Source organism: Metabacillus bambusae (genome assembly GCF_017497975.1).
Lineage (GTDB): Bacteria > Bacillota > Bacilli > Bacillales > Bacillaceae > Metabacillus > Metabacillus bambusae.
In genome coordinates, this window is the sequence record NZ_JAGDEL010000004.1 from 107160 (window position 1) to 120606 (window position 13447).

General features: G+C 34.8%; 12 protein-coding genes. 4 read left to right on the forward strand and 8 right to left on the reverse strand.

The window, feature by feature from the left end:
• Nucleotides 1-264: 264 nt before the first annotated feature.
• Nucleotides 265-1134, reverse strand: coding sequence for a LysR family transcriptional regulator (locus I7822_RS07275; protein ID WP_207976497.1), 870 nt, complete (start codon nucleotides 1132-1134; stop codon nucleotides 265-267).
• A 124-nt stretch (nucleotides 1135-1258) separates the two neighbouring features.
• On the opposite strand from I7822_RS07275, the gene I7822_RS07280 reads away from it, so the two are divergent.
• Together I7822_RS07280 and I7822_RS07285 are read left to right on the forward strand one after the other, a co-directional pair.
• Nucleotides 1259-1798, forward strand: coding sequence for a prolyl-tRNA synthetase associated domain-containing protein (locus I7822_RS07280; protein WP_207976499.1), 540 nt, complete (start codon nucleotides 1259-1261; stop codon nucleotides 1796-1798).
• 129 nt (nucleotides 1799-1927) lie between these two features.
• Entirely contained in the window at nucleotides 1928-2866 is a 939-nt protein-coding gene (locus tag I7822_RS07285; RefSeq protein WP_207976500.1) for a DMT family transporter, read from the forward strand.
• 386 nt (nucleotides 2867-3252) lie between these two features.
• Here the strand turns inward: I7822_RS07285 and I7822_RS07290 are convergent, their stop codons facing one another.
• Genes I7822_RS07290 through I7822_RS07300 form a run of 3 tightly spaced genes read right to left on the reverse strand, consistent with a single transcriptional unit; the run spans nucleotide 3253 to nucleotide 5791 of the window.
• The gene (locus tag I7822_RS07290; RefSeq protein WP_207976502.1) at nucleotides 3253-4206 is read right to left on the reverse strand and encodes a sugar ABC transporter substrate-binding protein; all 954 of its coding nucleotides are present in this window, start codon (nucleotides 4204-4206) and stop codon (nucleotides 3253-3255) included.
• Nucleotides 4207-4253: 47 nt separating this feature from the next.
• The gene (locus tag I7822_RS07295; protein WP_207976504.1) at nucleotides 4254-4787 is read right to left on the reverse strand and encodes a GH36 C-terminal domain-containing protein; all 534 of its coding nucleotides are present in this window, start codon (nucleotides 4785-4787) and stop codon (nucleotides 4254-4256) included.
• Between the two features lie 29 nt (nucleotides 4788-4816).
• Nucleotides 4817-5791 (reverse strand): DnaD domain protein, encoded by a 975-nt coding sequence (locus I7822_RS07300; protein WP_243459337.1) that lies wholly within the window; start codon nucleotides 5789-5791, stop codon nucleotides 4817-4819.
• 544 nt (nucleotides 5792-6335) lie between these two features.
• Between I7822_RS07300 and I7822_RS07305 the strand changes: the two genes are divergently transcribed.
• On the forward strand, nucleotides 6336-6623 hold the full coding sequence (locus I7822_RS07305; RefSeq protein WP_207976506.1) for a hypothetical protein: 288 nt from the start codon (nucleotides 6336-6338) through the stop codon (nucleotides 6621-6623).
• 34 nt (nucleotides 6624-6657) lie between these two features.
• A complete protein-coding gene (gene yidC / locus I7822_RS07310; protein ID WP_207976508.1) occupies nucleotides 6658-7440 on the forward strand; it encodes a membrane protein insertase YidC in 783 nt (260 codons plus the stop codon).
• Between the two features lie 386 nt (nucleotides 7441-7826).
• Here the strand turns inward: yidC and helD are convergent, their stop codons facing one another.
• From helD to I7822_RS07330, 4 genes are all read right to left on the reverse strand, one after another.
• Complete coding sequence (gene helD, locus I7822_RS07315; protein ID WP_243459338.1) at nucleotides 7827-10127, reverse strand: RNA polymerase recycling motor HelD; 2301 nt, start codon at nucleotides 10125-10127, stop codon at nucleotides 7827-7829.
• A 483-nt stretch (nucleotides 10128-10610) separates the two neighbouring features.
• Entirely contained in the window at nucleotides 10611-11495 is an 885-nt protein-coding gene (locus tag I7822_RS07320) for a quinate/shikimate dehydrogenase (protein WP_207976513.1), read from the reverse strand.
• Nucleotides 11496-11817: 322 nt separating this feature from the next.
• Nucleotides 11818-12525 carry an SDR family NAD(P)-dependent oxidoreductase gene (locus tag I7822_RS07325; protein ID WP_207976515.1) on the reverse strand — a complete coding sequence of 236 codons (708 nt, stop codon included), beginning with the start codon at nucleotides 12523-12525 and terminating at the stop codon, nucleotides 11818-11820.
• Between the two features lie 176 nt (nucleotides 12526-12701).
• Nucleotides 12702-13388, reverse strand: a complete 687-nt coding sequence (locus tag I7822_RS07330) for a DUF4405 domain-containing protein (protein ID WP_207976517.1) — start codon at nucleotides 13386-13388, stop codon at nucleotides 12702-12704.
• Nucleotides 13389-13447 lie beyond the last annotated feature (59 nt).

The window sequence follows — 13447 nt, forward strand, 5'->3', positions numbered from 1 at the left end:
AAAGGTAGTATGTCCGTTTTATTACTATGTTATTCTTTTAATAAGGAATGTCCAAAACTAAAGGGCATTCCTTTTACTTTTTTCAACAAAAGCTCTTGATTGCTGAATAGTTGAAAATGCGAAAAAAAACATGCATTGTTGCCTGTCTGAATATTTTCTTCAGTATCATAAAAGGTCCGGACCAGAGTATAGGCGCGAACCATGATTTGAAATATTTCAAACAGACTGTCATGTGTATTTTACATTCTGATCCATCATACTTATTCACTCTCTGTTCCTATATGATAAATATTTTAAGAATTTCTTGGACGCAAAGGAAAGTGATTTTTGCTCTCTCGTAGCTATACCAATATTTCTAAACGCAGGAATTTCAAGCTCTTTCGCTATAATTTTGTGAGGAATACGCTGTAATATCAATTCTGGTAATATACTGATTCCAAGCCCGTTTTCCACCATAGACATAATTGCATAGTCATCCCATGTTGTAAAATTAACTTGCGGTGAAATATGATGCCTCTCAAAAATTTCAGAGATTTCTGCTTTTGCTCCCTTTTCCAATAGCATAAACGGACTATTCAGTAAGTCGTTGATTGGAAACTTTTCGCAATTAGCAAGAGGATGATTTAGCGGAATCACTACCAGCAAGCGGTCTTGCTCCACAAAGATAGTTTCTAATTCTGGTTTTGACGGTAGCCGTACAAATCCGAAGTCAACACGTCCATTTAGAATCCAGCTTTCAATTTCTGTATAATCACCAAGTAGAAGTTCAAAATCTATCTTTGGGTAATCCTTCTTAAAAATCCTAATAATGTTAGGGAGCCAATGGGTTGCTACACTAGAAAATGTCCCAATACGGATCATCCCAGTCTGCATATCGTGTAAGTCTTCGATCAGCCTCATTAAGAATTCATGCTCATTACAGATTCTCTTTAATTGGGGCAGTAACTTTAAACCATCCGAGGTTAAACTGATACCGGCACGTCCTCTTTCAAAAAGAGAAACCCCCCATTCCGTTTCTATATCGTTAATCATACGACTGATCCCAGACTGTGTATAGTCCAAGCTTTGAGCAGCTTTTGTAAAGCTACCGAATTCTACTACTTTTATAAATGCTATATATTTTTGGATATTCATACTCTTTTCCTTTTCTATCTGTTTTTGTCATGCATTTCATGATAAATATTCGTTTTTGTAATACATGTGAACATGATATGTTATTACTATCATAAATTCAAGTTAGGAAAGGAAAAGGATAAAGATGTTTTTTGTGAGTGATATTTTGAAAAAATCACCAGATACCTATAATTCTCCGCTTCAAGAAATGGTCTACGAATCATTGACAAAGTTACAGATTTCATTTGAACGAGTAAATTCAGATGAAGCAATTTCGATGGAGGACTGTATCGAGATCAATCAAAAATTGGATATGAAAATGGTAAAAACGCTGTTCCTCTGCAATAGTAAAAAGACTAAGTTTTATTTATTTATAACTACCGCAGATAAGCCATTCAAATCAAAAGATTTTAGCAATGCACTCGACATTTCACGCGTATCCTTTGCTCCTGCGGATCTGATGGAAAGTATTCTGGGTGTAAAAGTCGGTGCTGCTACTGTATTTGGTGTTTTAATGGACAAGGAAAATCTTGTGCAGGTTGTTTTTGATAAGGATGTTCTTTTGGAAGAGTGGTATGGATGTAGCGATGGAACGACAACCGGATATATGAAGGTCAAAACAAAGCTGATCGTCAATAACTTCCTAACCTATGCAAAGTACATTCCGACAGTAATCGAAATGTAAAATTCAGAAAAAGAATGATGATTAATTACTTTATTTTAAAAACAGGTTAATAATCTGCGAACTATAAGCTGTTTCGCAGATTATTAGGAATAGACGATGAAATCTAAAAGGTTAAAAGGAGGGAAGTTTGTGGATCAAAAGCGATTATTACTAATTTATGGATTAGTATTTTTTGTCACAGCTATTTGGGGACTTAATATGGTTATAATTAAAGTATTGGTGGAAGAATTACCTCCACAAACCATGACGGCATTTCGAATTATGATGGCTGGGATTACAGCATTAATCATAACCGTTCTTGGAAAATCCTTTCGTCGTTTATCGAAAAGAGAATGGATTTATACACTACTTGGAATGTTATTTGGTGTCATTCTACATCACTTGCTTATAGCAGTAGGTTTAACAATGATTGATGCTTCGAATGCTTCTTTAATTCTTGCATTAGTTCCACTTTCAACAGCAATACTCGCTGTCCTTTTTTTAGGTGAACAATTAACTAAATTGCGAACGATAGGTTTTATTCTTGCATTAACTGGTGTCTTTTTTATTCAAGGTGGTTCATTCAGTAATATGCAATTGTCTCAAGGAGAATTGATTTTATTTATTGCTATGTTCGTCCAAGCCATTAGTTTTATTTTTATAAAAAAGGCAACAGCAACTCTCGATTCAAAACAGGTAACAACAATAATGTACTTATTAGGTTCAATAGGTTTGTTGATTATTAGTTTTATAACTGAACCTAAAGGATTCAATGAAATGACTTCAGCCACTTTATTTATTTACTTTTTATTTATTGTGTCAGCGGTAGTGGCAACAGGAGTGGGGTATATTGTTTTTAATGCAGCGATTCAGCAGATAGGAGCAGGGAAAACAGCCATTTTTAATAACTTTGTTCCTTTTTTTGGTCTTGTGTTCTCCGTACTTTTCTTAAATGAAACCATTACAGCTTCACAATTGATTGGATTTGTGTTTATTGTAGCTGGAGTTCTATTTGGGACAGGCTATATTGAAAAACTTTTGGCGAAAAAGCATAATCGGATTAATAATACAAAAAAGAGTGTAGGATAATATACACTTTTTCAGCAATTGGAGGTACTTATTTCTTAACCTTACGTAGATAGATTGTTATGATATTAATAAACTACTTACTATCAATTTTTATCTGTACTTGCATCAAAACCGGTCTTTCAAGATCGTAAGCCTGTCAAAAAAGAAATTATTTGATGGGGTAAAATACACTACAGAACAACTTTATCCAATATAAAAGAAGATTTCCAGATCAAACTAGTACTGAAAATCTTCTTTTTTTTAAGAAAATCTGTTATAGACTTCAGTTTTTCAGTGCCCTCATAAAAATAAGCGGAATAATAGAGGCTAACTGAACAAAGAATTGAGTTAATTAAGTATTGGTAAATCAACGTTTTCGACTAGTGATAAGAATTAGCCGATTACCATTATCTTAACACTCTCTCCTGAAATTCAAACCGTTCCTTCGCATTCCCTTTAATGATGATATCGATTCCACTATCGATATTTCTTTCAACATTCTCACTATTTAATACTTTATTAACGGTTACAACACTTAAATATCCCATATCATAAGGATTTTGTGCCACTGTCCCAGGCAGCTTTTCTTCTTCAATCAATTCAATCATTTTGTTAATACCATCCGCTCCAATGACCGGCATTTTATAACCCAGATCTTCAGTAGCATGAAAAGCAGTTAATGCTAGTCCGTCATTCGTGGCGATAATTCCTTTAAGGTTAGGGTGTTCCTTTAATATCGTTTTCAACTCTTTTTTTACTTGAAAAGGCTCTAGAGATACATCAATACCTTCTGCAACAATTTCTATTCCGACAGACTGTAAACTTATCTTTGCCCCTTTTATCCGGTCACCTGCCACCATGCTATTCGTATCTACTCCTAGTATGGCAACTTCATTTCCAGGCTGCAGTTGCGAACCTAGTAACGCCCCTGCTCTTCTTCCTAACGCAATATTATCAGTACCAACATATGCAGTTTTATCCTCCCAAGAAACATCTGTATCTAGTAAGATAACTGGAATATCCTGTTCTACAAAGCCTTCTAACGTAGAACTAATATTATCCGGATAAATAGGAGCTATAATTAAGCTATCAGGACTTTCCATAAGAACTTGTTCTAAAAAACGATCTTGCTCCTCAACAGTAGACCCCTCAGATGGTGCAATAACTTTACCATTTATACCAAAATCCTCAAATCCTTTTCTCGCTCCGGCTGCCATTAGCTCCCAATACTCTGAATTTAGACCTTTTAAAACAACAGTTACATTTGGTTTTTCAGCTGATAATGTTTTAGATATATATACTATTAAGAACATTGACACTGTGAATATAATTAGTAGAGAAAAAGATAGCTTTTTTAACATAAGATACCCCATTACTTCGTGATTCTATATTACTCACTTAGTATATCTCACTCAGCTTTCAATCTCCACATCACACTCGTAAAATCTCCTCTGACTTTTGGAATATTTATACCGACATTCATTAGTTCATCCCCGTAGTATGATTCGTCAAGTTCAGCAATTGTATATTTTTTATCTGGATCTAGCCCTTGTAGCTTAGCTGATAGGAAAGGAGAATTCCCCTCATCTAATATTTTAAAGTGAGCAAAAACAGCTTCAGATTTGTCCTCAGATACAAACATCCATGCTGTTTCATTTCCTTCAAACGGACTGAGCAGTCGGTAAAAGTCCCCAAATTGAATAAGAGGTCTGATTTCTTTGTAGTAATTGACTTGATTGATAACTTCTCGTTGGTCCTCTTTTGTCATTTTTGTTAAGTCAAGTTCATACCCAAGGTTGCCAGACATTGCAACATGCCCGCGTATTTCAACAGATGTGATCCGGTTTACTTGGTGATTCGGTACATCTGATACATGAGCACCTATTGAACTGATCGGATAAACAAGACCTTCAATCCCTCCCCATTGCTCCCTTAAATTCATTACCTACCTTTACCTTAAAGCAACACTCATCACTCTTCACCTGCAGTAAGATCAAGTTCAAATCCACTTGGAATCGCTCTTCCAGCAGGAAACGATTCGGTTGATTGCTTATGCCTTGGTATAGGATTTTGATTCTCATGAAAAGAATCAATTTCTCCCACGGTCAGTAAAGATTCATTTTCCCAGTTTTTCAGAATTCCAATTACATAGTTTAGCTTCCTCTTGTTATTAGCACAAGCAATTGTCATGGCTTTTAAGATCACATCTTTAGGCTGTAAAAAGCTAGAATCATTTAACCAAAATAACAGCTGCTTTTTGGCATTCACATTTGAAAAACCAAATCCATTGTTGTCCCAAAACTCACCAATTTCTTTAACGTCTTTCGTTTTTTCAATTTGTGATTGTTCCTCTATGTCTGGATTATTCTCAATATTTGGGTTAAAAGCTTTTTGTTGTTGTTTTTGTTTTTCTTTTTCTTTTTCTTTTTCTTTTTCTTTTTGTCCACGTATCGTATTAGGACGAATGAACGTATCGTCAACTTCATCACATTCTGTATCTAGATATGTATCATTTTCACTTTCGGGTTCACAAAAAGATTCATATAGGCTACGAATTTCCGATTTTTGAATGGTCTCCGAAACATATAAAATAAGAGAGAGATCCTCGACCTCTTTTAATTCAGAATTAATACAATCCATGACTGGTTTCCCACCTTTGTGCAGGTTATCTTTCCCCCAGTTTTTAATGGCAATTTCTCTTGTTTCAGGATTGTAACGAATCAACTTGTGATGCCGGGTGAATCGTTCCATTAATGAATGAACACTCTCAATCGAATAACCCAAATCAAAAGCCATTTGTTTTTTCGTAATTTTATAGATTCCAATTTGAGTCGTATGTGGATTCGTAAGAAGATAGAGATAAAAATACTTATCCTCCGGAGTCATTTCTTCTGAAACAATCGGATTCTTCCAAAATTCAGTACGCACCATTCGATATTTTGCCATCTTCAACCACTTCCCTTTCTTCTAATAAAATTCTTTTCATATACTATATATAGAAAAGTGAAGAAGGGAGTAGCGTATGTTATAAATAAAAATGTGAATATTATGTAAAAAATTGTGTGGAACCTATACTCCTTGTTTAACCTATAAAGGATTCTTATGATGTACTCATTATCCAAATAAAAAACACTTACAACATTTGTGTGTTTTATGTTAACCTCTTAGATTATTACAGGTAATTAGTTCCCGATATAAAAAAACGCCTTAACCCATTCATTAAAAATGACTAAAAAATAAAAGACAATAAATCTTGTCAAATACACAAAAAAAGAGCGCAATTCTTATTTAAAGAACCGCGCCGTATTGCAGAAAATCGATCATTAAAGAGTAAAAATAAAATCCATATATTCGACAAAAGAGATCCAAAACCCTCGTCATTACTGGATTCTTTGTTTATTCAGCAGCCTCTATTTAGATATCCATTTCATTGCCTTGCACTCAATTTTTTATTATACTTCTCTTAGCTGCTCTTTTTAGGGGTGAAAATTTGTACGAAATTATTTTGGATTTTACAAATATTTCTACTATCTATACATTCTATGCTAGCTTTCTTTTAAGCTTAACGATTAAATATATTTGGACTTGGCATATTGAATATGATTTTATCGAAGCAACATGTGTCTCGCCTTCAAAGGTAAATATAACTTTATCAAGACCCTCTATTCAGCAGATTAATGAATGGAGGACTAACTCATTATTAGGTTGGATTGCAAGATATATTCGCAGAAAAGAAAGCTCGGGTGACGATTCGGAAGGTTTTCATTCTTTCTCTTAATAAGCATTTTTAGAAAATGACTGGAGGAAGAAAGATGAAACGTAATAAAAACCTTTTTGCTATTATTGTAGTTATGATATCTACATTTGTACTTTCTGCGTGTTCTGCACAGAATTCAAATGGGGATGGTTTTTTTCAAAATGTGTTTGTTCATCCATTTGCATCAGCAATTCATAGTATCGCTATTTTATTTAATGGTAGCTTTGGATTGTCAATCATACTGATTACGCTAATAATTCGTCTCATTCTGTTGCCATTGATGTTAAAACAGTATAAAAATCAACAGTATATGAAGGAAAAGATGGACTTATTAAAGCCTGAAATGGAGGCTATCCAGAAAAAGACTAAGGCTGCCAAGGACCAGAAAGAACAACAAAAGCTACAGCAGGAAATGTTTGGATTATATAAAAAGCATGGAGTTAATCCACTTTCTATTGGCTGTCTTCCAATGCTTATTCAAATGCCGATTTTGATGGGGTTTTACTATGCAATCAGGGGCTCGGAAGAAATTGCGACACACTCGTTCCTCTGGTTCAGCCTAGGACAGCCGGATATTTGGATTACGGCAATTGCTGGGATCGTTTACTATGTACAATTTAAAGTATCGATGTCGAATATGCCTACTCAAAACCAGTCTCAAATGAAAATTATGGGGCTCATGTCACCGCTTATGATCGTGATATTCTCTCTAAACGCTCCGGCAGCACTCCCTCTATACTGGGCAGTCGGAGGAACTTTCTTAATTTTTCAGTCCATGTTAGGGAAGAAATTATACCAGCAAAAATCTAGCACAGCAGTTAAAACAGAAAACGTGTAGCAAAAATAATCCTGTTAGTACCAACAATTCTAACAGGATTATTTTTAATTTATATGTTGATAAAAATATAGCAGATTTTGTTCTATCATATAGGGGACACCTCTTCTATTTAGTAGTGTTTTCTAGACAATCACACTATACCTATGAACGAGGTGTTTTTCATTTTTTATAAAAGCTTGTCAAGTAACTCAGTAGATAGACTCAAAGTTCAATACAGTCAACCATTAGTACCTATTTTATTGATGAGAAAGTTGAGTTAATAAAAAATCATTATCTTTTTCATCTATAAAAGTATAAAAGGAGAAAGCAGCATCACTCCACCAAGTAAAAAAATAATACAGCCTGAGTTCTAAAGTTTAAGAACTCAGGCTGTAAATTTCTATTACCTACAAAATCGTTACTAAATCATCATGTATATGCTCTAACAAAAACACAGAAGGGCTTTTTCCGAAAAACATAAGTCGGTGCAATGGTCTGGTCATTGACACATACAGTAATTTCAATTCAATTTCACTAAGCTCAAACACTTCGTCTAGAGCAAAAAGTAGGACAACATCAAACTCCAATCCTTTGGCTAGCTGTGAATGAACAATGATTAAGTCTTCTTGGTTGATTTCTTCATTTTCACGAAGTAACTGGGTTCGTAACTCCCCGCTAGCGTGTTTCCTAAACAATTTTTCTATTTTCACACATTCTCTCTCTGTCTTCCCAATAACCGCGATGGTTTTCATTCCCTCATTATAAAAACGCTGAACTTCAGCTTTAATCTTTTCAACTGCTTCCAATTCATCATTCCAATAATGAAAAACGGGTTTTTGGCCATGCCGAACGACTGGCTCTACTTTCGGAAGATCTAATGGCAATAATGAAAGAATATCATTAGCTGCCTGCATAATCTCTACCGTTGTTCTGTAGCTTTTTTGTAAAGTCGTATAAGTAGCTCTTGGAAAAATATCTTCCTTTACTAGGCTCCAGTCGTTTAACCCTCGATACGAGTGAATACCTTGAGCTAGATCTCCTACGATTGTAAACATGTCTGTTTCCAAAGCACTCTTAAGTGCATATAGTTGAAAATAGCTGTAGTCTTGGGCTTCATCAATGACTACATTACGAGCGCGAAGCTCTTTTTTTATACCAAAGAGATGATACTGTAAGTATAATAGACTCGCAAGGTCTTCTATTTCAAATTGTCGTTTTTTTCTAAGGTTTACTTGATAGTCACAAAATAAGTCAATTTGATCGTCATCTAATAAATCTTTGGAATATTTTACTAGTTGGTCTTTATCCGTAAATAGTTCATCGAAATAATAAATAAGATCATGCTTCTCAATCTGTCTAATGTATGCTTGAACCCCTACTCGGGACTGCTTGAGAATGTCATCCATAAGTTCAGCTTTTTTGTCCATTGCCTTCGTAACATAGCTTTTTCTTTTGTCAGGATCTAGCCTCGTACTAAATAGAGCCTTTTCTATTTTTTCATCGTAAAACCCTTCTACTTTTTTCAGTAGTACTTTCTTTTCTGTACGCACATAGTTTTGCAAAACCTCTTTTACCTTTTCCAAACGTCGATAATATGGTAGGTACGTGTATTCCTTTTGCATGAGATGTTTTACTTTATCAGCACTATAAAGCTTAAATTTTGATAAATAAAAGTCCTTTTTAGGTATAATAGATTCCAATATATCTTCTAAATATCGGTCAATGATGATTTTCATTTCTAATGAACCCTTAAATCTAGAAATCCATCGTATCATTTCAGGATTTTCATAGGTTCGATCAATAAATTTTCCAAGTTTTTCAGATGGGGATGTTAGCTTTATTTTTTTCGAGATACAGCTTGTGACATAATCACTAAACGTCATCTGTAAGATGCGGTCTACCCCCAGTTCGGGTAGAACCTCTGATATATAATCAATAAACAAATTGTTTGGGGCAAGAATCATGAGCTGCTCTGGTTTGAAATATTCGGCATATGTATAAATAAAATAAGAGATTCGGTGAAGAGCAATCGTTGTTTTTCCGCTTCCAGCTGCACCTTGAACAATAATAGGTTTATTTAAATCCGCTCGAATGATTCTATTTTGCTCTTCCTGTATTGTAGAAACAATATCTGTTAACCGATTACTTGAGCTAGCTGAAAGAGATTCTTGAAGCAGTTCATCTGTGGTTGTTAAATCGACATCTCGAATGGCTTTAAGCTCTCCTTCTTCAATTATGTATTGTCTCTTTAATGATAGATTCCCTTCATATAATTCCCCTTCAGCTTCGTATGCTACGTCACCGAGCCGTCCATCATAATAGAGATTTGCAATAGGAGAACGCCAATCAACAATAATAGGATCTTGGGTTTCACGATCAAATAGAGACGCCTTACCAAAGTATAAAATCTCTTCATCACTTTTATCATTCGCCTTATAATTAATTCGAGCGAAATATGGCTTATGATAGATTTTTTTTAGCCTACGTATTTCTTCTTCTGTTCGTTGAAGCATACTTGAATTTGTTAGCATGTTTAAGTACCTTAAGCTACTATCCTTTAAGTCAATTCCCTCCAAGGATTCCTTTGCACTTTTCTTAAAGGATTCTTCATCAAGCTCCCTTGCTTGAATTAACATTTCCATATACTTTTTAGTAAACCTTAGCCGCTCAATTTCTTCGTAAAAATCAGGATGCTGCTTTTGTCCCAAATTTTTCACCCTCCGCTTTAACTGAGTATTCTTCTAAAGGCAAAAGTACAAAAAACCATGAAGAAGGCAGCCGAACCCTATCCATGGTATTAATAAGTATTTCTTAGATGTTAAAAGTAAACATATTCAGTTCTGTCTTGTCGGAATTCCAATTATAAACGTTCCCTTTAAATTTTGCAATTTTCTTCCATTAATATTTTTGTTCTGAAGTTTTAACACGTTATAATACAGTATGCGGAGTAAACTAAATATAGCCCTATTCATAAAGAAGAGCACATTTTTTCGCTCTAGAAATGCGCCTTTTAATTGAAAGTCTTATAAAAATTTAGATAGCGACTGTTAATTCAACTAAGTGTATGCGGACGCTTTCACTTTTTCAATACCTTCAGCGATGATCCCCTTTATCAAGCATTGCATTATGACCTTCTATAATTGCTTTAAATAAGCACTTGCTATTTTCGACAAAGAGTACTAGTGAAAACTTTAGTCAAACATTATTTTTCTAATATCTTCAAGAGGCATTTCTTCTCCAGTAAAGAGCTTAAATCCTAATGCCCCCTGCCACAACATCATTCCAAGACCGTTTATAACCGTTGCTTCTGCTTCTTCTGCCTGCTGCAATAATTTAGATTTTGGAGGATTATACACAACATCAGTTACAACTAATCCTTCTCGTAATACATCTAAAGTATCGTCAACAATACTTAGATGATCTAAAGGCTTCATCCCTAAGCTTGTACCGTTCGAAAGTATTGCACTTTCAGCAACTTCACGTCGGAAAGCCTCTTTATCTTCTAGTGGAAATATATTAGCTTTAACACCAAAGACTTTCATTTCACTATTGATTTTATTCACATTGGCTTCAGCTTGGTGGAAGAATTGATCGTTACGGGCAAAAATACTAATCTCGTTAATACCAGACTGTGCCAATTCAATAGTAATTGGTGTCGCAGCACCACCTGAACCAACTAGTGTGACTTTTTTTCCTATCAAATCTACTCCATGTGCTTTAAGGTTTTTCACAAATCCTTTTCCATCTGTATTATAACCAATTAATTTACCATTTTTATTTACAACGGTATTAACTGCACCTGTATATTTAGCACTATCATCTAGTTCATCCAAATATTTAATAACTTCTATTTTGTTTGGCATTGATACGTTGAAGCCAGCCACATTAAGAGCTCTCATCCCTTCTACCGCTTTTTCTAACGTCATGTTCCCTACCTCAAAGGCGAGATAAGAGTAATTTAATCCTTTTAATGTGTAGCCCAAATTGTGCATTCTTGGTGATAAGCTGTGTCCAATTGGTGTTGCAAGTAATCCTACTAATTTAGTTCTTCCATCAATTTTTCCCAAGTTTTTCATGGTTAACTTTCTCCTTTCTAGGAAAAAACCTTTATATTAATGAGAAACTAGTATTATGAGTTCTTCAAAAAAGGTTCGTGAGTTAAAAAAGAACCTTTAAAAGAACAAAAGCGCAAGCGCCTTGATCAGCCTCGGGCAAATAAGATGCTTAAGAATAGAAGGTGTTCTTTACCTTCAATTCTTAAGTGGCTGTAGACCCAAGAGGGGCTAGGCGCTGGAGCTGGATGCTAAGCGCTTATCAACAGTACAAGAATTTTAGAATTTCCTAGACAATTAAAAGATAAATCAAGTTTATCTTCCTTCTTGAAATGTTACAACAATGTTACCATTCTATTTGTCTTCCATATCTAAAAAATCTGCCATTAGGTCCATTAGGTCCAATATCCGTTAACCAAATGATAGATTCTGCTGCTTGTTCTGAGGTTCTTGGAGCAGATGGTCCACCCATATCTGTACTTACCCATCCTGGATCGACCGCGTTTATTTTGATATCACCATTTAGATCTGCTGCAATCAATTGTGTCAGTCCATTTAGGGCAAGTTTAGACAACTTATAAGCTCCTTTTCCTTGATAAGACATTTCTCCCATCTCCCCGTATTCTGAGGATACATTAATAATTCTCCCATAATTTTGTTTTTCCATAAGCGGAATAAAGGAACGGATAACATAATAAGCCCCAAAGAAATTAGTTGCCATCGAATTCTCTAGAATAGCAGGGTCCATATTTAATAACTCTTTATTTTCATCTAAATAAACTCCAGCATTATTAATCAATACATCTAATTTTCCAAATCTATCATTGATATTAAGAGCAGCATGTTTGATGCTTTCTTGATCATTGATATCCATCATTACAAATAATACATCTAGATCTAACTCTTTTAGTTTTTTTACTGCTCTATTTCCTTTTTCTTGATCCCGACTTGCCAGAACCACTTTAAAACCTTCAAAAGCCAATTGTTTGACCAACTCAAATCCAATTCCTCGATTACCGCCGGTTACAAGAGCAACTTGTCTTTCATGTACCATTTAAACTCTCCTTTTCTCTCCTACTGATATTCTGGGGTAAGGCAATTAATATTTTTAGACTTTTCCGTTCTATTGATTAAACTGCACTCAATAGCAGCTGTAAAATCACTGTTTTCAGTCTGTTATTGGACTAGCTGTTCCCTTTCCAAAAGTTTATCCCTCACTTTAAACCTATTTCAGTTTTTTAAAACCACTCTTTGGTCTTGCTTCTGAATAAATTTCAAAGCATAATGTGTCCCAGTAATATAGATTCCCATGATAGCTAGATGGTCAATTAAAAAACCTATAATGGAATCATTATCGAACCAACCAAATGGGTTATAAATGAATAGCTTAGACCCCATTTCTCCCTCGAAGAAAGAATGAACCCCGTAGGCTACAATTAATACCGCCAAAATACGCAACGCAATGGTGCGAATAGGGCTAGTACCGGTAATTCCCGTCATCCTCCGTACTGAATTGATAATCATTCCCCATGATAATCCTATATGTACTGCCATAATGATAAATCCCCAATAGGCAGACTGAACATGTAATTGCCGTAGCGTCATGTCGTTATTTAATGGGATAAAGGGAAAAATATCACTAGATATAAGTATTCCACATATCATCATCAGAACCATTGCTACTAAAAAAAGCAGATTGAGTCCGATTTGTAGAATGCGCCGTACATTAAACTTTCCCTTAAAAATCGCTTTATACCACCGTCGATTTAAAAAGTTATGGACGATAAATAACAAAAGAACAACAATTCCAACGACTTCATGGATCATATTTCCGGTAATATAGTAAGCCATTGCTATTAACATGAGAACTGTCATAACAAGGTCATTTACCAGCTTGAATAACATCTTTCGATTCAATGCAATCACCTCTTTCTGTTTCATTTTTCGTTGGATTTTTTTCCATAGTGAATATTCAA

Coding starts and splice junctions, on each gene's coding strand:
- I7822_RS07320 (WP_207976513.1), bottom strand. CDS start 11,495: ATGAAAAACTTGGGAAAAATTGATGGAAGAACTAAATTAGTAGGATTA.
- I7822_RS07280 (WP_207976499.1), top strand. CDS start 1,259: ATGTTTTTTGTGAGTGATATTTTGAAAAAATCACCAGATACCTATAAT.
- I7822_RS07275 (WP_207976497.1), bottom strand. CDS start 1,134: ATGAATATCCAAAAATATATAGCATTTATAAAAGTAGTAGAATTCGGT.
- I7822_RS07300 (WP_243459337.1), bottom strand. CDS start 5,791: ATGGCAAAATATCGAATGGTGCGTACTGAATTTTGGAAGAATCCGATT.
- I7822_RS07290 (WP_207976502.1), bottom strand. CDS start 4,206: ATGTTAAAAAAGCTATCTTTTTCTCTACTAATTATATTCACAGTGTCA.
- I7822_RS07325 (WP_207976515.1), bottom strand. CDS start 12,525: ATGGTACATGAAAGACAAGTTGCTCTTGTAACCGGCGGTAATCGAGGA.
- yidC (WP_207976508.1), top strand. CDS start 6,658: ATGAAACGTAATAAAAACCTTTTTGCTATTATTGTAGTTATGATATCT.
- I7822_RS07295 (WP_207976504.1), bottom strand. CDS start 4,787: ATGAATTTAAGGGAGCAATGGGGAGGGATTGAAGGTCTTGTTTATCCG.